We start from the raw sequence: 18,981 nt of genomic DNA on the forward strand, positions 1-18,981 counted from the left end.
CGAGTTGGAATATCTCATGACTCCCTCCTTGCCTGATACTTTCAAACGTGACATTCTTGCGTTCTGCCGCTTGCTTCATCAGTTTGATGAGCCATCTCCTACTCGTCATTATATTGTTAACTCCTTTCTTGACAACTCTGTCAAGTGTGGTATTTACTTTTAACCGCCGAACGTGCTGAACTCGGTGGTTCGCTCGCTAGGGGCAATGGTCGCGGACTGGGTCATGCGGCCTTGGTAGTAGCGGGTTTCCTTGAGCTCTCCGTTGATAACTTCCTGGAAATGGGCTTCGTGGCGTTGCACGGCGGGGGAGCCGAGGTCGGTGGCGTTCTGATAGGCGGCCTGATGGTATTTGATCCAGTGCGACAACTCCCTGCCGTTGGTCGAACCAGCCACGGGTGCGGCGTCATATGGGGTCAGACCGGTGATGGGCGTTGCGCCGGGAGTGCATGAGCCGTCCGAATGCACTGTGGATGGTGTTGCCGCGGGCGCGGGCGATACATGCCCTTGTACGGTGAGCCAGTTATCGGTGACCGGGTTGGCGGCACCATCCAGTGCGGCGACCAGTTCATCATCGATTTCCACGCTGGTGACCCACGTGCGTTGCGGAATCGGATGATTGGCCACCGGCGATCCGGCTGTCACCACATGCTCGATGGTATATTCCTCCGCCCAATCCGAGGCAAGCGTGGCGGCAACGATACCGCCCTGGGAATGGCCGATCAGCGCCACGGGCTCATCCTTGCCGATGCCTGCCTGACGCATCGCCTCGGCAACCATGCGAGCGCTGTCCGCTTTCCTGCGGCGCTCCTGATCGGCGCTCATCAGTTCCACGTTCTGCGCCCAGCCAAATGGTGAGTCAGGCTGTCCATCGGTACCCGGGATGGTGACCAGCCAGGAGTTGGTTCCATCAGATCGTTCATAGCGTTGAATGGCGATGGTCCCATATTCGAGTCCGCTGTTCAGCTCGATTTTGCCGAGCCGCTCTTCGGCGAGCCTGCGCAGATTCTCCATTGACTCGGCCACCGATCCGCTTGCGCGGACAACGTCGGCATTCGCCTGCACCTCGCGCACGTCCAGATGATTGCCTTGGACGACGTCTTTCGCCGGGCCGGAGAAATTGGCGATTTTCCCCGCAGCCTTGTTGACCTCATCGGTGTGCGCAATGCTCTTGCCGATAGGTACGCCGCCAATGATTCCGCCCGCGCCGCTAAGCACTCCTTCCTGGAACGGATAGGTGAACGTGGACATCCATGCCGAATTCGGTTTGCCGTCAATAGTCCAGCCGGCCAGAAAGCCGCCCGCCGCCACAGCGGCAACACCCACCGCGGCATATCCCGGTTTGGCCTGTGTGCCGGCCTGCAATAATTCGGTAAACATGCGCCGAGCCGTCATCTCCGCCTGAGAATACAGAGAGTGTGCGCGAATCAGCAGATCGGCCGCGCCACGCAGATCATCGCTCAACCGCTGACATGCCGTTGCATGGTCATAACACCGATTGCCCAGCGCGGCATATGGTGCAGTGACATGGCCGGGAACAACGGCGCTCGGATCGCCCGACTGCAAGGTGACGCACATCGGCGCACTATGCCGATGTGACTGCAACTGTAATGCGGCCGATTCCCAAGCCGTGGCTATGGCCGCAAATCCTGCCGCCTCGTCATCGAGAGCCTTGGCTATGACGACATATTCTTCAAGAGTGGCTGGCGCATATCCCACTCCGCCGTAAACGGACGATTCCACTTGCCAGTAATCGTGCTCGCTCATGATGACCCCCAAGCCAATCGGTGGGTGGTCTCCATGTCTTGCGCGAGACTGGCCGAATACTGTGCGGTGCGACTGAGCCGCGATCGGAATAGATCGGCGGCTTTACCGGTCCACACGATGTTGCTGGAGCGGTTCACGGCCACCGCCGTCTGGTCCGATTGCGCCAGTGTGGCCGCACGCTGGACGGACACGAGGTCGCGACTACGCTGTACCGCCGCATGGCAAGGGCAAGTGCCGTAATCGAACGGCGTCACCGTATTGCCGGCAAAGCCGCCGGTGGGATCGATGGGTGCTGGGTTGCTGGTGTAGGTATTCATATATCCAGCTAAAAGGACAAGACTCATGCTTGTCCAGCCGGAACGACCAATGTGGTTCTAGCTTGCCGATTTTGGGTGAAGTTATCCCCAAGTGTTGTGCATAGTCGTAACGATTATCCACAAATAGCCTGTTTGGACATACCTTGGATCAGCCATGGCCTATCGAAAATTGGATAAATGCCAAAGCCGACAGCCGAAACCGGGAAACAGCCGCGATAAAGCCATGACCCGTGAGGGTGTGAGAAAAAAGAACAACTGTGAACGACTGCTTACCACGGCTTGGTAGCCCCGGTACCCTTGTTCTGCGTCGCTTTCTGCTCGGATTGGGTGGTGTTCGACTGGGTATCGGTGGATTGCTGATTGGCCTTCATCAGCTCCTCGACCTGCTTCTTCTGTTCGTCGGTCAACGCGCCGCCCTTTTTGGCATTGGATGAAGAATTCTCGGATTGCTGTGCCGACTGGGCTTGCCCGGAATCGGAACCGCTGTTCTGCGCCTCGGCCTGTTTCAGGGTGATCTTTGTCAGCTCGGAAGAAATCGAAGCATTGGTGTCGATGGCGTCCTTGACTTGCGGCAACAGAAGCGTGCGCATTCGCCCGGCCTCGTCGAATTGCGCGTCGGTCTGCTGCTGTTGCGCCTTGAGCGTGGTGATATCCGTGGACTCGTCCTGAGCCGCTTTGATATTGGCGTTCAATGATGCGGTGGCCTGATTGAACGTAATCGAAGCGGACAGGTTTACTGCCGCCACGCCGGCAACCAGCAACAGCAATACGGCGCCACAAGCCAGGACGATACGTGCCCAAAGCGGACACTTCGCCCGCATCCGAGTATTCGCCGAGCCATCGTTCTCGTGGATTTCGTTACTGTTTCTCACAGCAGTCTCCTTGAGGTTGCGATCCATGCACCGACTTCCATGGCAAGCAATATCGCCAACGCAATGGCCAACGGCCATACCACCGGCGTGGTGCGTGTGCGTTCCCTGACCGTGGTGGTCATGCGCCACTGCTTCGACGACTTGGCCGAAACCGAATCCGCCAAAGTCTGTGAAGCGTTCACGGCCACATACGTGCCACTGATCTCGTCGGCAATGTCTTTAAGGTTCTTCTCATCCATCTTGGAGATGCCGGGTTCGCCGGTATCCGGGTCGACCACCCAGTGGTCCGTGGTGTTGGAATCGCCGGCACTGACGCCATCGGCGATGACGGGAATCTTGCCGCCCTCGGTCGAGCCGACGCCCACGGTAAACCCATCATTGAGATACTGGCGCAGTGACGAGAACGTACGACGCGTCACATTCGAGGTCTGTTCGCCGTCAGTGATGAGGTACAGCACAATCGCATCATCCGGGTGCGCTTCACGAATCGACTTCACGGTCAGCAGCAATTGATCGATCGGAGCATCCAGACTGGAGCCCGCCGACACGGATGTGGCTTCCACCGCCAACGTGTTGGCCCAATTATCGATGGCCGGCGCATCCGGGGTCAGCGGCACATCAAGCGTCCCCGAAGCACCGAACCGTAACGCCGCGAAACTGGCGTCCGGATAAGCGGCGGTCACATCATGCACGGCCTGGCGTGCGGCATCGATGCGGGTAATGGTCTTCTCGGACCCGTATGTGGCGTCGGCCACCGCCATCGACCCGGTGGTATCCACCGCCACAATGACGTCGGTGGCATTGATGGCCTGTGAGGTGGTAGACGATACCACGCTGGGAGTCAGTACCATCACCGCGACGATGAGCAGCATAAGCGTACGTCGTATGCAAGCCCACACGGTCTCGTCACTGGAAGCACGGCGACGAACAAATAATGCGATTTCGAGAATGGCCAGTACGGCGAGCCCGGCCGCCAGCAGTCCGCCGGCGGCCCAGCCCAAGGCGGGGGAGAAGGTGAATCCGTTCATCGCCTCAACCTCCATGCACATACGATCCAGATAATGAGTATCACGGCCAGAGCAAGCGTCCACAGACCGGGAGCGTCCACCATCGAGGATTTCGCCTTGTTCTCCACATCCGTATCTCTACGCGACTGAATATCCCGTACCAGCTCATCTATCGACGCGCCATTCGATTGGGTGAGGAAGATGCCTCCATGCGACTCGATCGCGGACTTCATATCCGTTGTGGTTTGGTCCGATTCACTGGCTTTCGGCCCGGAATACAGGCCGTCCACGGTGATTTTGGTCTGCTGGGTCAAATCCAACGCTTCGGTCAGCGAATAGGTGGGCTTGCCCGACACGACGTTGTCGGTGGCCAGCACGATGGATGCCGCACGCTGACGGTCGGCATTCGCATGATTGGCTTCGCCATAAGCGAAACCGGGGAGCATCGCCGCGCAAGACACCACGCCGTCGCCAATCAAGGAGGTGGCGTCCTTGCGGTTCTGCGTGCCTTCGAGCCAATTGGCGATGTCCTGATATTCGGCATCGGACATCTTATCGATGTCATCCTGCGACTCGACGCCTTTCAGCGCCTTGCTGGCGGAGGTCAACTGTTTGGTGACCAGTTCGTAGTCGTCGGTCAGCGGGAACACCGTGCGTGAGGTCGAGTTGAAGATACTCAAACCGATACGTTCCCCCTCGAAATGCTTGACCAGTTCCAAATAGGTGTCGATGACCTCGCGATCATAGGGGAGCGTGGACCCCGACACATCCAGACACAGGACGATATCTCGGCTGGAAGCGCGTTCGTCACCGGCATCCACTTGGCTGGGGCGAGCCACCAGCACAATGGCCAGCGCCAGCGCAAGCACCAGCACGCTGATGGCGAGACGGCCCAAAGCGCGCCATTGACGGAACAGGCGGGAAGCGTGCTCGGTATTGAGATCGTCGTCCATCGAGAATACAGGGGTGTCGTCGGCGGCGTTACGGCGGGCGAACACGACAATCAGCACGATAATCGCCAGCGTCGCCAAGACGCCGGCCAGAGCGGCCCAAGGCCAATGCCATGCCAGCATCATGAACGCCACCTTTCCACCAGATTCGCCACCCACTCGGCGGCCTGCTGCACGCTGGTCGTCTGGGCGATTCGGTTGCGGGCATCATCGGCAAATTCCGGTGGATACAACGCGCCAATGGTCTGCTTCAATGCGTCCAATCCTTGGCGATTCGCGGGCGTGCGATTCAGGTACGCCAAATCGGTCAGCGTACTGGAACTAAGCTCCTTGCCTGATGCGGCACCGGCGAAATCACGGGCGATGACGGACAATTCGACGAAAGCCTCATGCCGGGGCAGTGCTCCGGATTCATGACGGGCCACCACATCGTCGATGCGGGCACGCCACTCGGCCTTGGAGCTGGCATTGCTATGAGCGCCACGCGCGCGGTCGCTGTTCCGAGGTTTGCGTGCGGGGCGAGACAGCATGATGATCAACGCGATCAGACCTACCGCCAGCAACAGGCATGCGACGATGGCCACCACCAGGGGAGTGGTCAAGGCCAACGACTCCACGGGCCTGAGATCGCCGGGATCAGTGGCGAGCGGGATGATGGGGAACATGCTGTGCATCATAGATCACCAGCCAAAGTCAGTCCGACCAGTTCGGGTGCAGTACCCAGTCTATTGCGTGTGGTGCGGGCCAATGCCCGGGACACCAGGGCGACGAAACGATCGAACATGGATTCGCTGGATGCGGATCGAATGATATGGGAACCGGCACGGGTGAGCTCCTGTTCCAAAGCCGCGGCCATATACGCGCGATGAGTATCGACCTCGGCCGCTGCCTTGGCGTTGCGCAGGAATGCCGGCACACGCCGTGCACTCAAGCCGTCGGTGGGAGCGTGGCGGGATGAGACGGCCTTGAACGGATTCATCGTCGCCACATCGATCAGCACCATCGGATGGGTGCGGGTAATACGACGGATCGTGGTGATATGCCGCTCCTCCATCGCATGCTCATCGGTGGCCAATACGATCAATGCCTCGCGATCCTTGATACGGCGCGCATATTCCAGCAGCGCGTCGATATTACGGTGATGATCCCAATCACGGTCAAGCGCCTTGTCCAGCGTGCGTTCGAACTGCGCGAACCCACCGTTGAACGGCACGCGGGTGATACTGGACTCATCGCCGAACACCAGCGAAATATCGTCCGACCGGCGCAACGACAGTGCGGCGAACATACGCAGCGCATTGGCGGCAACCTGCCATGCGCGTTCTCCGGAAGGGCATACGCCAGTCATCTCCAGGCCCACGTCCATCAGCAACCAGACCCGTGACGTCGACAGGCGCTCGCGCTCGACCACCATGGGGCGGCCTTGGCGGGCGCTGGTCTTCCAATCGATAAGACGGGATTCGTCGCCTGGCTCATAGGCATGCACATCCATCGCATCGCCGCTGCCGCCGCGACGCCCGGATGCGTGTTCGCCCTCCAGCGCGCCCAAAGCCTTCCTTACGGTAGGCAGGCTCAGCTGAGTGCCAAGGGCCTCGATCTTCTTGCGAACGGAATCGGAACTCACGGAACAGGAACCGTTTCGACGATCTTGTCGACGATCTGATCGCTGACCACGCCATCGGCCAGTGCCTCGAACGTCAGCATAATACGGTGGCGCAGCACCTCATGAGCGAACGCCTTGAGGTCCTCGGGCACCACATAGTCGCGCCCGGACAGCAACGCCTTCGCCTGGCCGATACGGGTCAAGGCGATGGTGGCGCGCGGCGAGGCGCCCAAACGCACCAAGGACGACAGTCCCTTGATGGGGCGGGAGCCGGCACCTCGTGACGTGGCGGTGATATCGACCGCATAACGCATGATCGCGTCGGAAACATGCACGCGGCGTGCCGCCTTGCGCAAAAAATCAACGTCGGACACGGAAATGCGTTCGCCGGTGATGGTGTCGGGACCGATCATATCGGAGCCGCGGCGGGTGAGCATGGCCAGCATCCGAGCCTCTTCGTCGGGCGAAGGATAGGTCATGACGGCCTTCATCATGAAACGATCCATCTGGGCTTCGGGCAGGTTGAACGTGCCCTCCTCCTCGATCGGATTCTCGGTGGCGATCACCATGAACGGCTTGGGCAAGGCGATACGCTGCCCGCCGATGGTCGTGGCACCCTCGGCCATGGCCTCAAGCATGGCGGACTGGGTTTTGGCATTCGAACGGTTGATCTCGTCCAGCAGTACGAAATTGGCGTGAATCGGACCGATCTGCGTGGTGAACTTCTGCGACGCAAAATCGAAGACCTGCGTGCCCACCAGATCAGATGGCATGAGATCAGGAGTGCACTGCACGCGCTTGAACGAGCCGGATACGCAGGTGGCGAGCGTCTGGGCGGCCGTGGTCTTGGCCAAGCCCGGCACGGATTCGATAAGAATATGCCCGCCGGCCACCAAGGTCACGATAAGCGATTCGCGTAGATTATCCTGACCCACCAGTGTCTGGGCGAACCTCGCCCGAATGGCGTCGGCCAGGATACGTGCGCGTTTGGCGTCATCGGCACCCAGCGGAGCCGACACGCCGGGCGCGGGAACGGCGACCGGTCGTGCGGCGGTGGTCGGCGAAGGTATGTTCGGTTGCGTGGGGAACAAAGTCATGCCCCCCACTGTAACTACTCACAATGACTGTTGGCCTGCCTAAAGAGTCCAATCCACCGGGTCGGCACCCATGGTGACTAGGGCTTGATTGGCTCTGGAGAATGGTTTGGAGCCGAAGAATCCGCGGGAAGCGGACAGCGGACTCGGATGAGGCGATTTGATAATGAAGGCATTGGTCAGCAATGGCTCGAGGCTTTGCGCATTACGCCCCCAGAGAATCGCCACCAGCGGCTGGGGCTTGCCGTCGGCGTCCGTGCGCGCGTTCAACGCACGAATCGCGGCCTCGGTGACTTCCTCCCAGCCTTTGCCCTGATGCGAATTTGGCCGCCCGACGCCGACAGTCAGACATCTGTTGAGCAACATCACCCCACGTTCCGTCCACGGTGTCAGATCGCCGTTGGTGGGCATGGGCACCCCAAGGTCGTCAACCAATTCCTTATAAATATTGACCAAGCTTTTCGGCAGCGGGTGAACATTTGGCGCCACGCAGAAGCTCAAACCCACCGGGTGACCCGGGGTCGGGTAGGGGTCCTGGCCGACAATCAGCACCTTGATGGAATCGAACGGGATGGTGAACGCGCGCAGAATATTGTGGCTTGCCGGCAGCCACGGGCGCCCGGCGGCGTTTTCCGCACGAAGAAAATCGCCCATATGGTGGATGGTGGGCTCCACGTCGGCCAAGGCATGGGCCCACCCTGGCTCTACCAGTTCGCTCAATGGTTTGATCATGACTCACCACTGTAGTCAAACGTGCATATCCGGTGCATGGGGCGTGGTGTGGTGGACTGATGAGTTGTTTGCCGATTACACTCATGGGTAGTTTTGATAGGAAGAAAGGGCGATTATGGCACGCGACACGATGACCTACGAATCCTATGAACCGGATTCCTTCGACAATCCTCCGAAGGGACCGGTGGGAGTTCACCGTGGCGCTCGTTCGGTAATGGCCCGCCTCTGCCCGTTCATCGTCGTTATTCTGGTGGCCGCGCTGTGCGGTGTCGGGGCCTGGGCATGGATTTCCGGAGAATACAAGAATGTAGTGGGAGGATCGTCCCAGACGGCGACCACGTCCAAGTCCGATTCGTCCAGCAAGGCTGAGACCAAGAACAGCACCAAGGATGATTCCTCGTCCACTTCGACCGATTCGTCCAAGGACTCGACTTCGGATTCGGCAAAGTCCGATACCGACAGTGACACGACATCCTCGAATGAGAATCAAAACTCCGATCAGCAGTCTCAGCAGTCCGAAGCCATCGCGACTGTGAATAAGGCCACGCAGGTGCGTGTGGTCAACGCCACAGGAATCCAAGGATATGCGGGTCAGCAGGCCGATGTGCTGCAGACCGCCGGTTACACCAGTGTCGAGGCGACCAATCCGAGCGGCACATTGCCGGCTTCTTCCGTGGTGTGGTATCAGAATGAGACCGATAAGGCCACCGCTGAGGATGTGGCGACCACGCTTGGCATTTCGGCTGTGGAGCAGGTGCAAGGACTCGCCGTTCCCATTACGGTGGTGTTGCTCAACTAGCGTTGTTGATGCGCCCCTGATATCGGCGAGAAATACATCGAAAACTGTGAGCGTTCTCACGCCTATGGAATAATTCGTACCGAAAATGTGCCACTGCGGTTGAGATTGTTCCCTCGTCACTGTACAATCGTCATCTAGTCGCGAGGTAGGGGGAGCGCGATGCGGTTCTTTCTACGTTCCCTATAGGTTTTGTGTCGCGACGCCCAAGGGAACAAAGGAAAGACCAGATATGGCACAAGGTACCGTGAAGTTCTTCCTTGCCAAGAAGGGGTTCGGGTTTATCCAGCCGGACGACGGCAGCACCAATAAGTTCAAAATGCTGTACGAAGGCGATCGCGTGGAGTATACGCCCGCTTCGTCCGGCAAAGGCACGCAGGCAAAGGATGTTGTCAAGCTGTCTTCGGGTGAAGCCCGCTCCGAGTGAGCAACACGCACGCAAGGATGTGCATTGAAGACCCTGACCGTTTCGACGGTTGGGGCTTTTTCATGCCCAAAGCGCAATCGCCGCCGATGGTGTTGGCACTCGGCGGGCGCGAGTGCTAATGTCTGGGTTAGCACTCGGAGGTCGAGAGTGATAATCGGCAGCTGACGGCTGGTCGTCACGACTCGACGCTTGCGAGTGATAACCGGTATACCTAGCCATTTGGAGGAATACGCAACCATGGCAAAGATCATCTCTTATGATGAGGAAGCCCGTCAGGGCATGCTGGAGGGCCTTGACAAGCTCGCCAACACCGTCAAGGTCACTCTGGGCCCGAAGGGCCGCAACGTCGTGCTCGACAAGACCTACGGCGCTCCGACCATCACCAACGATGGCGTGTCCATCGCCAAGGAAATCGACCTTGAAGACCCGTACGAGCGCATCGGCGCCGAGCTGGTCAAGGAAGTCGCCAAGAAGACCGACGACGTCGCCGGTGACGGCACCACCACTGCAACCGTGCTTGCTCAGTCCCTGGTTCACGAGGGTCTGAAGAACGTGGTCGCCGGCTCCAACCCGATCGCCCTGCGTCGCGGCATCGAGAAGGCCACCGAGGTCATCGTCAAGGAACTCGTCGCTGCCGCCAAGGACGTCGAGACCAAGGACCAGATCGCTGCTACCGCCACCATCTCCGCCGCTGACCCTGAGGTCGGCGAGAAGATCGCTGAGGCTCTGGACAAGGTCGGCCAGGACGGCGTTGTGACCGTTGAAGACAACAACCGCTTCGGCCTGGACCTCGACTTCACCGAGGGCATGCGTTTTGACAAGGGCTACATCGCCCCGTACTTCGTCACCAACGCTGACGACCAGACCGCAGTGCTCGAAGATCCGTACATTCTGCTGACCTCCGGCAAGGTCTCATCCCAGCAGGACATCGTGCACGTGGCCGAGCTGGTCATGAAGACCGGCAAGCCGCTGCTGATCATCGCTGAGGACGTCGACGGCGAAGCACTGCCGACCTTGATCCTGAACAACATCCGTGGCACCTTCAAGTCCTGCGCCGTCAAGGCCCCGGGCTTTGGCGACCGTCGCAAGGCCATGCTGCAGGATATGGCCATCCTGACCGGTGCTCAGGTTGTCTCCGACGAACTGGGCCTGAAGCTCGAGTCCGTCGACACCTCAGTGCTCGGCCACGCCAAGAAGGTCATCGTCTCCAAGGACGAGACCACCATCGTTCAGGGCGCTGGCTCCAAGGAAGACATCGACGCTCGCGTGGCCCAGATCCGCGCTGAGATCGAGAACACCGACTCCGATTACGACCGTGAGAAGCTGCAGGAGCGTCTGGCCAAGCTGGCTGGCGGCGTGGCTGTCATCAAGGTCGGCGCTGCCACCGAGGTCGAGGCCAAGGAGCGCAAGCACCGCATCGAAGATGCCGTGCGTAACGCCAAGGCCGCCATCGAGGAAGGCCTGCTGCCCGGCGGTGGCGTGGCCCTCGTTCAGGCTGCTGCCAAGGCCGAGAAGACCGAGGCCGTCACCTCCCTGACCGGCGAAGAGGCTACCGGTGCCGCCATCGTGTTCCGCGCCATCGAGGCCCCGATCAAGCAGATCGCCGAGAACGCCGGCGTGTCCGGTGACGTGGTCATCAACACCGTCCGCTCCCTGCCTGATGGCGAAGGCTTCAACGCCGCCACCGACACCTACGAAGACCTGCTGGCCGCCGGTGTGACCGACCCGGTCAAGGTGACCCGCTCCGCTCTGCAGAACGCCGCCTCCATCGCTGGTCTGTTCCTGACCACCGAGGCCGTCGTTGCCAACAAGCCGGAGCCGAAGTCTGCTGCCCCGGCCGCCGGTGCCGACATGGGCTACTGATCCGCAAACGATCGCTAGCTGATTGAGCTGAAAGGGGACTCCTTCGGGAATCCCCTTTTTTTGTATTCCAGCCCCCCTCAGGGAGGAGAGCCAAGAAACTAGCTGGCAAACAGGCGCGAAGCTTGGATTTCGGCGTCAGCGTACACGGTGGAGGCTTGCGTCAGCGAGCGTTGGATGGACTCGAGTGAGGCCTCCATCTGCTGTTGGGCCGCACGCCACTGTTCGGCTACCGCGGTGAACTGGGTGGCCGCCGAACCTCGCCATGCGTCCTGCAAGGCATTGAGATTGGTGTACATGCCGCCCACGGCCTGCCTGATTTGCGAGATCGAAGTGGCCACTGCGGCCGAGGATGATTGGATTCGCTCGGAATCTACCTGATATTGGGGCATCGTTGCTCCTTTTCTAGAGGGTTAATGGTATGTATGGCGGCCGATTGCCAATACCGGCCGTTAAGGTGGAGGATATGTCAACAACGAATCGGGAAGACGGAAAAACAACTATTGTGGTCCTAGCTTCGGAGCCGTCCTATTCGGCCTTCGGGAATATGGTCCGAAAATGGCTTGTTTGCGCCATTTGCGCCCTTGCTGCAGTAGCGATGAACGCAATGTGGATAACTGCAAATGCCTATGGGGATAACTCGAGCGACAGCTCTGACAGCTCCAGCAGCAGCACCGACAGCGGCGTGACCATCACCGAGAACATCACGGATACGGAAAATCTCCTGGGCTCCCATGCGGCCGAAGTCACGGATGCCATCGCCAAAACCGAGAAGGAAACCGGTGTACACGTGCATCTGCTGTATCTTTCCAGTTTCAATAGTCAACAGAAACCGGGAGACTGGGCGGCAACCGTGATGGAGTCCATGAATCCCAAGCCGAACACAGTGATGCTTGCCGTGGCCTCGAATGACGGAAACCTGGTGGTCGTCGTGTCCAAGAACTCCGATAAGTGGCTTCTCGATAACAAAACCGTCGATAAGATATCCGAAGCCGCACAGCAGCCGTTACTGGAAAACCCGCCGAGCTGGTCTGGCGCGGCAACGGCAATGATGGATCAAATCGTGAAATCCAAAAAAGCCTCCACCTCATCGTCCACGGTGACCGTAGGCATAATCATCATGGGCGTGGTGTTGGTGGCGCTGGTCATCATCATCGTGGTCATGGTGGTGATTCGTCGGCGCGAGGAGATCAAGAAGGATTCCAAGGCCGAACTCCAAGATGACATTCAGGAAACGCCCAGAAGAGCGCGACACTCTAGGAAACATGAGTAAGCCTATTGAAGCATCGATTGTTGTTGTCGACGACGAGCCGTCCATCCGAGAACTGCTGGTCGCTTCCCTGCACTTCGCCGGATTCGAGGTAAACACCGCCGCTTCCGGTTCCGAAGCCATTGAGGTTATCGAAAAAGTGCAGCCTGATCTCATCGTGTTGGACGTCATGCTGCCTGACATCGATGGATTCACCGTCACCCGTCGCATCCGCCAGGAAGGCATTAACGCCCCTGTGCTGTTCCTCACCGCTCGTGACGACACCCAAGACAAGATCATGGGCCTGACCGTCGGCGGTGACGATTACGTCACCAAGCCGTTCAGCCTCGAGGAAGTCGTGGCTCGCATCCGCGCCATTCTGCGCCGTACCCGCGAACAGGTGGAAGACGACCCGATTATTCGCGTCGCCGACTTGGAAATCAACGAGGACTCCCACGACGTGACCCGTGCAGGGCAGCCGGTTGACCTGAGCCCTACCGAATACAAGCTGCTGCGCTACCTGATGGACAACGAGGGCCGAGTACTGTCCAAGGCACAGATTCTCGACCATGTCTGGCAATACGACTGGGGCGGCGACGCAGCCATCGTCGAATCGTACATCTCCTACCTGCGCAAGAAAGTCGACGGCATCGAGGTCGACGACGGCAAAGGCGGCAAGCGCAAGGTGACTCCGCTGATCGAAACCAAGCGCGGCATCGGATACATGATTCGCGAACCGAAGAACTAGTCGTCCCCTCCATAACGCATCGCAATCTCATGAGTATCCCCGATAAGCAGTCAGGCGGCGTACCGCCGAGCAGCACGCCGAACGCCGCCCCGAACACGAATCCCATGCCTGCAATGCCGCCGTTCGCCGCCCATTTCCAAGAGCAGCGCGAGCGTAAGAAAAACATGCTGATGCGGCATATCGACCGTATCTCGTTGAGCAGCAAGCTGGTGGCCTGCACCATCGCCGTGCTGCTCATCGGCGTGTCGGTGATTTCCTTCTCCATCCGCGCGTTGGTGAACAACTACATGCTGCAGAAAACCGACACCCAGTTAAGCTCGCAAAGCCAACTGGTGGTCAACAATATCGATCTGCTGTCAAAAAATGACTCATCGGGGCCGAACTCGTACTTTCTGCAGATTCAATACACCGACGGAACCAAAGACAAAGAAGGCAATCCTCTGGTCGTGACTCCGCTGATGCCGCAGATGCAGGACGGTATCGTATCGGTGCCGATTCTGCCTACCTATGGCGATACCAATGGCATCACGCTCGGTCAGGCATTCACTACGCAGGCGGTGGCCAAGCAGATCATTACGGTGCAGTCCGACAGTGCGGACAACCAGAACGATTCGGCCAACGGAAACTCCAATTCCTCTGACACCATCACCAAGGTACTGGCCAACCCCACTGTCAATGCCAACCATGCCGCCATCGTCACGGCGAGGGCACCATGGCGTATTCTGCCGGTGACCTTCCAACAAAACGGCAAGGACCGGGCCGTGGTGTACATCGGCTTGTCGCTGGCCGACCAGATCGACACCGTCAAAACACTCACCCGATACTGCATTGTGGTCGGCATCGCCGTGGTGCTGCTCGGCGGCTCCCTGTCCACGCTGATCATCCAGCACACGATGACGCCGCTGAAGCGCATCGAGAAGACCGCCGCGAAAATTGCAGCCGGTGACCTGAGCCAACGTATTCCTTCCGCGCCGGAAAACACCGAGGTCGGCTCCCTGGCCGCCTCGCTGAACTCCATGCTCACCCGAATAGAATCCAGTTTCCATGAGCAGGAGGAGACCACCGACAAGATGAAACGGTTCGTCTCCGACGCCAGCCATGAGCTGCGCACCCCGTTGGCCGCCATCCATGGCTATGCGGAGCTGTATAAGATGCAGCGCGATATGCCTGGTGCCTTGGAGCGTGCGGACGAGTCCATCGAACATATCGAACGGTCCAGCCAGCGCATGACTGTTCTTGTTGAGGATCTGCTGTCTTTGGCCCGTCTCGATGAGGGGCGCGGCATCGATATGACCGGCACGGTGAAACTCTCGTCGCTGGTCACCGACGCCGTCGACGATTTGCACGCGCTCGACCCGGACCGTGCCGTTTGCCGCATGCGGATTTCCCTCGAACCGGCGCGCGATTTGAACCATCCCGCCGAATTCAACCTTGCCGAAGGCGATTGGCCTGAGGTCGTACTGCCCGGTGATGCCTCTCGACTGCGCCAGGTGGTGACCAACATCGTGGGCAACATCCACCGCTACACGCCTGCCGATTCGCCCGCTGAAGCCGCGCTCGGTGTGATGCCGGCCGCCATCGATCCAAGACAGCTCGCTCGCATGCCCGCCAGCGACGCGTCAATGCGGCGGTTCATCGACGCCGCCGAAGTAGGTGCCTCGATGCAGACCGGCTATCGATACGCCGTATTGCGTTTCGTGGACCATGGCCCCGGCGTGCCGCCTGAATCGCGCTCGAAGATTTTCGAACGCTTCTACACCGCGGACCCATCCCGTGCCCGCGAAAAGGGCGGTACTGGTTTGGGCATGGCCATCGCGCAATCCGTGGTCAAAGCACATCACGGCTTTATCTGCGCCACCGGCACCGATGGGGGAGGCCTGACCTTCACCGTGGTGCTGCCGATTGAGCAGATCGCCGCTCCTGAGCCCAAGCAGTCCACCGGCAAAACCAAGGACGCCAAACAGAAGACTTCTTGGTTCAGCTCTGAGCGTAAGACTCAGGCGACTCAGCCCAAAGCGTGAGGTCAAGCCCTGTGAGGTAAACTGTACCTTCGGTTTACTATTTCCATTGAGGATTAAGGAAGGTTCGCAATGCCCACCGGTCGAGTTCGTTGGTTTGACGCAGCCAAGGGTTATGGCTTCATCACCAGTGAGGAAGGCAAGGACGTGTTCCTGCCGGCTCAGGCCCTACCCACTGGCGTCACCACGTTGCGCAAGGGGGCCAAGGTGGAGTATTCCGTGGTGGACGGCCGTCGTGGGCCGCAGGCCATGGATGTTCGCCTGATCGCCTCCGCTCCCAGCTTGGTCAAGGCCACCCGCCCGAAGGCGGATGACATGGCCGCCATCTGCGAGGACCTCATCAAGATGCTTGATGCGGCCGGCAATACGTTGCGCCGTCACCGTTACCCATCTGCTGCCGACAGCAAAAAGCTGGCCACGTTGCTGCGTGCGGTGGCGGATCAATTCGATGTACAGGACTGATCTGATCTATGACTGATACCACCGAAACCATCGTGACACCGGACCCTCACGCCATCGCGCGCGCCGTGCTGCTCGAAGTGGCCGACGAGAGCGATCAGGTGGGGGATTTCGTTACCTCATATGATCTTGAGGATCACGTCACTGACTTCCGCTTCGCCGCGAATATCCGTGGCTACGAAGGATGGCAATGGTCGGTGACGCTGTATCACGACGAGGAGATCGACTCTTGGACCGTCAACGAATCCTCCTTGATCCCCACTGAGGGCGCGTTGATGCCGCCCAAGTGGATTCCTTGGAAGGATCGCCTTGAGCCCACGGATCTGGCTCCCACCGATTCGATCGGTACCGATCCGGATGACGAGCGCATCGAGGAAGGCGAAGTCGAGGAATCCTCGCTGCAGGATGTCAACGACGCCGTCGAGACCTTCCGACTGACCCGCCGTCACGTGCTGACCTCGTTGGGTCGTGCGCAGGCTGCCAAGCGCTGGTATGAAGGTCCGCGAGGCCCCAAAGCGTTGAGCACCAAAACCGCTGAAGGCAACCTGTGCTCCACCTGTGGTTTCTTCGTGCCGCTCGCGGGCGAACTCGACCGTATGTTCGGCGTGTGCGCCAACAAGTGGAGTCCGGATGACGGCCGCGTGGTTTCCTTGGACCACGGCTGCGGCGAGCATTCCGAAATCGAACCTCCCGAGCCAAGCCAGCTGTGGGTGCAGTCCAAGCCCGCTTTCGACGATCTGCATATCGACGTGGTGGCCAACCGTCCGCGCAAGCAGGAGCCGGCTGCCCAGGACGAGGCCGAAGGCGAAACCGACAAGACAGGCGAGCCTGCCGGCGATGATATCGAAGCACAGAAGACTGTTGACGGGAACGCCGTCGATACTGAGCCCGCTGAGGAGGCGGCAGGATCCCAGTCTGCCGGTGATGAGTCCGTTGCACAGAACGCATCCGATTCCGTTGTGGATGTTGATGCAGCTGATTCCAGCGACGATTCCAAGTCTGATGCTGACGACGAGGCCACCGAAGAGGATATCCTCAACAACACCGTTGCCGATGATGATGAGGATGATGAGATGGACGACGAAGAGGATAACGTTCGTCCTTCAGACGATGTGACTCCTGAACTCGAAACCGTCATCGATCTCATCGAGCAGCTGCGCCAGAACAGGGCGGACGAGGAATAATCTTCGAATAGCCCATAATCCATTCGTTTTCAGCGGCGGTATTCCAGAAAGAACATATCTTTCTCGGAATGCCGCCGCTGAATTTGTTTGAGCAACATCAGCGCGGAAAGTGATGTCGCCGCGGCCGATCCGTCAGCCCTTTTGACAAGATACCGGGGGGGGGTAACGTCAGAGCCAGAGGGAAGGGCGTATATCTGCACTTCCTGTGTATCGCAATGTTGCGTGAAAGGGGTGCACTGTGATGGACAAGGATGATCAATCCATAATGTTTTGCCCCAAATGTGGCACGAAACTGCCGGAAGGTTCATTGTTCTGCGGCAGATGTGGTGTTTCGTTGCAAGAATTCTTAGATGATGGTGTGGATGATTCCAAGTTTTGTATTGATGCCAATACATCGGTATATTACACCGACAAAATAAACGCCAATCCTGCTCCCCAACAGCAGAATGTACTCTCGGATCAACTTATAGGTCTCAGCGAAGATGTTTCCTATAAAATATTACGCATATTGTATATGGCGCAAACTGCTATCAATCAATTCCAAGAAAAAAACGATGATGCATATGTCGCCGAAAACAAATGGCATAAAAATCTGCTGAGAATAGTCGCCGTTCTGGTGATTTCTCTTATCGTTTCAGCGGGTATCACCATTGCATTTGCGGTTGGAAAGACACATCAACATGATTTGTTGCTGAAATTAGGTGTGCCTTCGTTGGTGTGCGCAGCGATTGCCATTGTTATATCGGTCGTATCGCTGATACAAACACCGGAACTCTATAGAAAATGCCGCGAGACGGTGTCTGGCAAAAGAATGGAGCCGGTATACAGCATGGCGATCACGGAAATTCATGATGCCATGCGTCCGCTGCTCAAGGTATTGCCGAAGTCATGCAGGACCAGTTCGTTCCTGATTGCCGTTGGCAAATATGTGCATTTTATGCCCACGGCCGGGGAAGCGATGTTGAAAGCGGACATGGGCCATTCGTTTTCCGCCGATTCCGAGCATGAAGCCATGTCGTTGGATATTGATGTCGATGCTTTGGAAAGCCATATCCGGAAAGTGATTGATGACACCAATAGCCAGGCGATGCGGTCTGCGCCAAAATTGAGCGTGATCGTTTGTTCCGTTGCACCGGTATGTATTGCGTTATTGTCGGCATTTCTTGCAACGACAATATGCGTGATGACAGTAAATAGCATCAACGTGGTAGAGGCCGCGAATGAGGCTCGCAAGACCGCGGCACAAGCACAGACAAAATCTCAAGATAACAAGGATGAGGAGAACAAGTCGCAGGACAATAAGGACGCGGAGGAACAATCGCAAAAAAAGGAGAATGCCGAGGAACAGCCGCAAAACGAAAGTCAACAATCGGAAAGTCCAGTGACGCCGGACTATAATCAGTTCCTCAATCTTTTCAAAACTGTCCATGATGGTGATTCCATGACCCCGATTGAGGGAACATATTGCCGTAGAGATGGTAGTTGCGTGGTTATTGCCGGCAACACCATTACAACGTCTGTGGGAGAGAGTCCACTACCGGCAGCTGATGACGGAACATCTGCCACGTATAACCTGCATGCCGTGAATTTTGGAGGTATTGGAGACCCATATAGTCTTGTGCCTATCGAGTTGTGTGCCGATGATATGGACAGTATTAACTGCCAGCCAGTGGGTGATGGCAGAACGCAGGTTGTGCTTAGCTATGTTATGCCCGGCACGGATATCGAGGAACACTACTCTCATTATCAAGATGATCCCGTGGACCATTCCGCTTTGCCCACCGGCGATAAACCATATTTGTGGTTTTCGCAGATAAATCGCCAATCAATGCAATATCGGCAAATCGACCTCCTCTCTGATAACTCTGTGTTCTACAAACAGTAATTGCAACAATCATTGA

General features: G+C 58.2%; 19 protein-coding genes. 9 read left to right on the forward strand and 10 right to left on the reverse strand.

Features of this window, described 5'->3' with window-relative positions; translation table 11 throughout:
* Positions 1–159: 159 nt before the first annotated feature.
* From AB5287_RS01315 to AB5287_RS01355, 9 genes are all read right to left on the reverse strand, one after another.
* Positions 160–1,764 carry an alpha/beta fold hydrolase gene (locus AB5287_RS01315; protein ID WP_008782718.1) on the reverse strand — a complete coding sequence of 535 codons (1,605 nt, stop codon included), beginning with the start codon at positions 1,762–1,764 and terminating at the stop codon, positions 160–162.
* Positions 1,761–2,081 (reverse strand): hypothetical protein, encoded by a 321-nt coding sequence (locus AB5287_RS01320; RefSeq protein ID WP_007057193.1) that lies wholly within the window; start codon positions 2,079–2,081, stop codon positions 1,761–1,763. Before AB5287_RS01320 ends, AB5287_RS01315 begins: the two co-directional genes overlap by 4 nt.
* A gap of 269 nt (positions 2,082–2,350) precedes the next feature.
* Positions 2,351–2,848, reverse strand: coding sequence for a DUF6466 family protein (locus AB5287_RS01325; RefSeq protein WP_007057165.1), 498 nt, complete (start codon positions 2,846–2,848; stop codon positions 2,351–2,353).
* Between the two features lie 101 nt (positions 2,849–2,949).
* Entirely contained in the window at positions 2,950–3,981 is a 1,032-nt protein-coding gene (locus tag AB5287_RS01330) for a VWA domain-containing protein (protein ID WP_368220413.1), read from the reverse strand.
* On the reverse strand, positions 3,978–5,036 hold the full coding sequence (locus tag AB5287_RS01335) for a VWA domain-containing protein (protein WP_007053180.1): 1,059 nt from the start codon (positions 5,034–5,036) through the stop codon (positions 3,978–3,980). Before AB5287_RS01335 ends, AB5287_RS01330 begins: the two co-directional genes overlap by 4 nt.
* Positions 5,033–5,575: a hypothetical protein gene (locus AB5287_RS01340; protein ID WP_007053181.1), complete on the reverse strand. Its 543-nt coding sequence runs from the start codon at positions 5,573–5,575 to the stop codon at positions 5,033–5,035. The genes AB5287_RS01335 and AB5287_RS01340 overlap by 4 nt, the downstream gene beginning before the upstream one ends.
* Before the next feature lie 8 nt (positions 5,576–5,583).
* Positions 5,584–6,534, reverse strand: coding sequence for a DUF58 domain-containing protein (locus tag AB5287_RS01345; RefSeq protein WP_007053182.1), 951 nt, complete (start codon positions 6,532–6,534; stop codon positions 5,584–5,586).
* Complete coding sequence (locus AB5287_RS01350; RefSeq protein ID WP_007053183.1) at positions 6,531–7,610, reverse strand: MoxR family ATPase; 1,080 nt, start codon at positions 7,608–7,610, stop codon at positions 6,531–6,533. The genes AB5287_RS01345 and AB5287_RS01350 overlap by 4 nt, the downstream gene beginning before the upstream one ends.
* Before the next feature lie 39 nt (positions 7,611–7,649).
* Positions 7,650–8,339, reverse strand: coding sequence for a uracil-DNA glycosylase (locus AB5287_RS01355; protein ID WP_007055621.1), 690 nt, complete (start codon positions 8,337–8,339; stop codon positions 7,650–7,652).
* Between the two features lie 115 nt (positions 8,340–8,454).
* Here AB5287_RS01355 and AB5287_RS01360 point away from each other — a divergent pair, with 115 nt between their 5' ends.
* From AB5287_RS01360 to groL, 3 genes are all read left to right on the forward strand, one after another.
* The gene (locus AB5287_RS01360; protein WP_007055622.1) at positions 8,455–9,138 is read left to right on the forward strand and encodes a LytR C-terminal domain-containing protein; all 684 of its coding nucleotides are present in this window, start codon (positions 8,455–8,457) and stop codon (positions 9,136–9,138) included.
* Between the two features lie 229 nt (positions 9,139–9,367).
* On the forward strand, positions 9,368–9,562 hold the full coding sequence (locus AB5287_RS01365) for a cold-shock protein (RefSeq protein ID WP_368220417.1): 195 nt from the start codon (positions 9,368–9,370) through the stop codon (positions 9,560–9,562).
* Positions 9,563–9,799: 237 nt separating this feature from the next.
* Positions 9,800–11,425, forward strand: a complete 1,626-nt coding sequence (groL, locus tag AB5287_RS01370) for a chaperonin GroEL (RefSeq protein WP_007053188.1) — start codon at positions 9,800–9,802, stop codon at positions 11,423–11,425.
* Between the two features lie 98 nt (positions 11,426–11,523).
* On the opposite strand, the gene AB5287_RS01375 is transcribed toward groL, so the two are convergent.
* Complete coding sequence (locus AB5287_RS01375; RefSeq protein ID WP_007053189.1) at positions 11,524–11,814, reverse strand: WXG100 family type VII secretion target; 291 nt, start codon at positions 11,812–11,814, stop codon at positions 11,524–11,526.
* Between the two features lie 215 nt (positions 11,815–12,029).
* On the opposite strand from AB5287_RS01375, the gene AB5287_RS01380 reads away from it, so the two are divergent.
* The 6 genes from AB5287_RS01380 to AB5287_RS01405 all read left to right on the forward strand — a co-directional run bounded on the left by AB5287_RS01380 (position 12,030) and on the right by AB5287_RS01405 (position 18,965).
* Positions 12,030–12,695, forward strand: a complete 666-nt coding sequence (locus AB5287_RS01380) for a TPM domain-containing protein (protein ID WP_195554320.1) — start codon at positions 12,030–12,032, stop codon at positions 12,693–12,695.
* On the forward strand, positions 12,688–13,419 hold the full coding sequence (locus tag AB5287_RS01385) for a response regulator transcription factor (protein WP_156625269.1): 732 nt from the start codon (positions 12,688–12,690) through the stop codon (positions 13,417–13,419). Before AB5287_RS01380 ends, AB5287_RS01385 begins: the two co-directional genes overlap by 8 nt.
* Positions 13,420–13,448: 29 nt before the next feature.
* Positions 13,449–15,440 carry a HAMP domain-containing sensor histidine kinase gene (locus AB5287_RS01390; RefSeq protein WP_185303203.1) on the forward strand — a complete coding sequence of 664 codons (1,992 nt, stop codon included), beginning with the start codon at positions 13,449–13,451 and terminating at the stop codon, positions 15,438–15,440.
* Between the two features lie 69 nt (positions 15,441–15,509).
* On the forward strand, positions 15,510–15,899 hold the full coding sequence (locus AB5287_RS01395) for a cold-shock protein (protein ID WP_007053193.1): 390 nt from the start codon (positions 15,510–15,512) through the stop codon (positions 15,897–15,899).
* Between the two features lie 8 nt (positions 15,900–15,907).
* Positions 15,908–17,080 carry a DUF3027 domain-containing protein gene (locus AB5287_RS01400; RefSeq protein WP_368220421.1) on the forward strand — a complete coding sequence of 391 codons (1,173 nt, stop codon included), beginning with the start codon at positions 15,908–15,910 and terminating at the stop codon, positions 17,078–17,080.
* A gap of 241 nt (positions 17,081–17,321) precedes the next feature.
* A complete protein-coding gene (locus tag AB5287_RS01405; RefSeq protein ID WP_226842435.1) occupies positions 17,322–18,965 on the forward strand; it encodes a zinc-ribbon domain-containing protein in 1,644 nt (547 codons plus the stop codon).
* Positions 18,966–18,981: the final 16 nt, after the last annotated feature.

This window comes from Bifidobacterium sp. RTP21102st3_E2_RTP21102_210122 (assembly GCF_040916945.1).
Classification (GTDB): Bacteria; Actinomycetota; Actinomycetes; order Actinomycetales; family Bifidobacteriaceae; genus Bifidobacterium; species Bifidobacterium longum.

Excerpts from the sequence above, each read along its gene's own strand:
- AB5287_RS01315 (WP_008782718.1), bottom strand. The coding sequence starts at position 1,764 with ATGAGCGAGCACGATTACTGGCAAGTGGAATCGTCCGTTTACGGCGGA.
- AB5287_RS01320 (WP_007057193.1), bottom strand. The coding sequence starts at position 2,081 with ATGAATACCTACACCAGCAACCCAGCACCCATCGATCCCACCGGCGGC.
- AB5287_RS01330 (WP_368220413.1), bottom strand. The coding sequence starts at position 3,981 with ATGAACGGATTCACCTTCTCCCCCGCCTTGGGCTGGGCCGCCGGCGGA.
- AB5287_RS01335 (WP_007053180.1), bottom strand. The coding sequence starts at position 5,036 with ATGATGCTGGCATGGCATTGGCCTTGGGCCGCTCTGGCCGGCGTCTTG.
- AB5287_RS01340 (WP_007053181.1), bottom strand. The coding sequence starts at position 5,575 with ATGTTCCCCATCATCCCGCTCGCCACTGATCCCGGCGATCTCAGGCCC.
- AB5287_RS01350 (WP_007053183.1), bottom strand. The coding sequence starts at position 7,610 with ATGACTTTGTTCCCCACGCAACCGAACATACCTTCGCCGACCACCGCC.
- AB5287_RS01355 (WP_007055621.1), bottom strand. The coding sequence starts at position 8,339 with ATGATCAAACCATTGAGCGAACTGGTAGAGCCAGGGTGGGCCCATGCC.
- AB5287_RS01360 (WP_007055622.1), top strand. The coding sequence starts at position 8,455 with ATGGCACGCGACACGATGACCTACGAATCCTATGAACCGGATTCCTTC.
- AB5287_RS01365 (WP_368220417.1), top strand. The coding sequence starts at position 9,368 with ATGGCACAAGGTACCGTGAAGTTCTTCCTTGCCAAGAAGGGGTTCGGG.
- groL (WP_007053188.1), top strand. The coding sequence starts at position 9,800 with ATGGCAAAGATCATCTCTTATGATGAGGAAGCCCGTCAGGGCATGCTG.
- AB5287_RS01375 (WP_007053189.1), bottom strand. The coding sequence starts at position 11,814 with ATGCCCCAATATCAGGTAGATTCCGAGCGAATCCAATCATCCTCGGCC.
- AB5287_RS01380 (WP_195554320.1), top strand. The coding sequence starts at position 12,030 with ATGTGGATAACTGCAAATGCCTATGGGGATAACTCGAGCGACAGCTCT.
- AB5287_RS01385 (WP_156625269.1), top strand. The coding sequence starts at position 12,688 with ATGAGTAAGCCTATTGAAGCATCGATTGTTGTTGTCGACGACGAGCCG.
- AB5287_RS01390 (WP_185303203.1), top strand. The coding sequence starts at position 13,449 with ATGAGTATCCCCGATAAGCAGTCAGGCGGCGTACCGCCGAGCAGCACG.
- AB5287_RS01395 (WP_007053193.1), top strand. The coding sequence starts at position 15,510 with ATGCCCACCGGTCGAGTTCGTTGGTTTGACGCAGCCAAGGGTTATGGC.
- AB5287_RS01400 (WP_368220421.1), top strand. The coding sequence starts at position 15,908 with ATGACTGATACCACCGAAACCATCGTGACACCGGACCCTCACGCCATC.
- AB5287_RS01405 (WP_226842435.1), top strand. The coding sequence starts at position 17,322 with ATGGACAAGGATGATCAATCCATAATGTTTTGCCCCAAATGTGGCACG.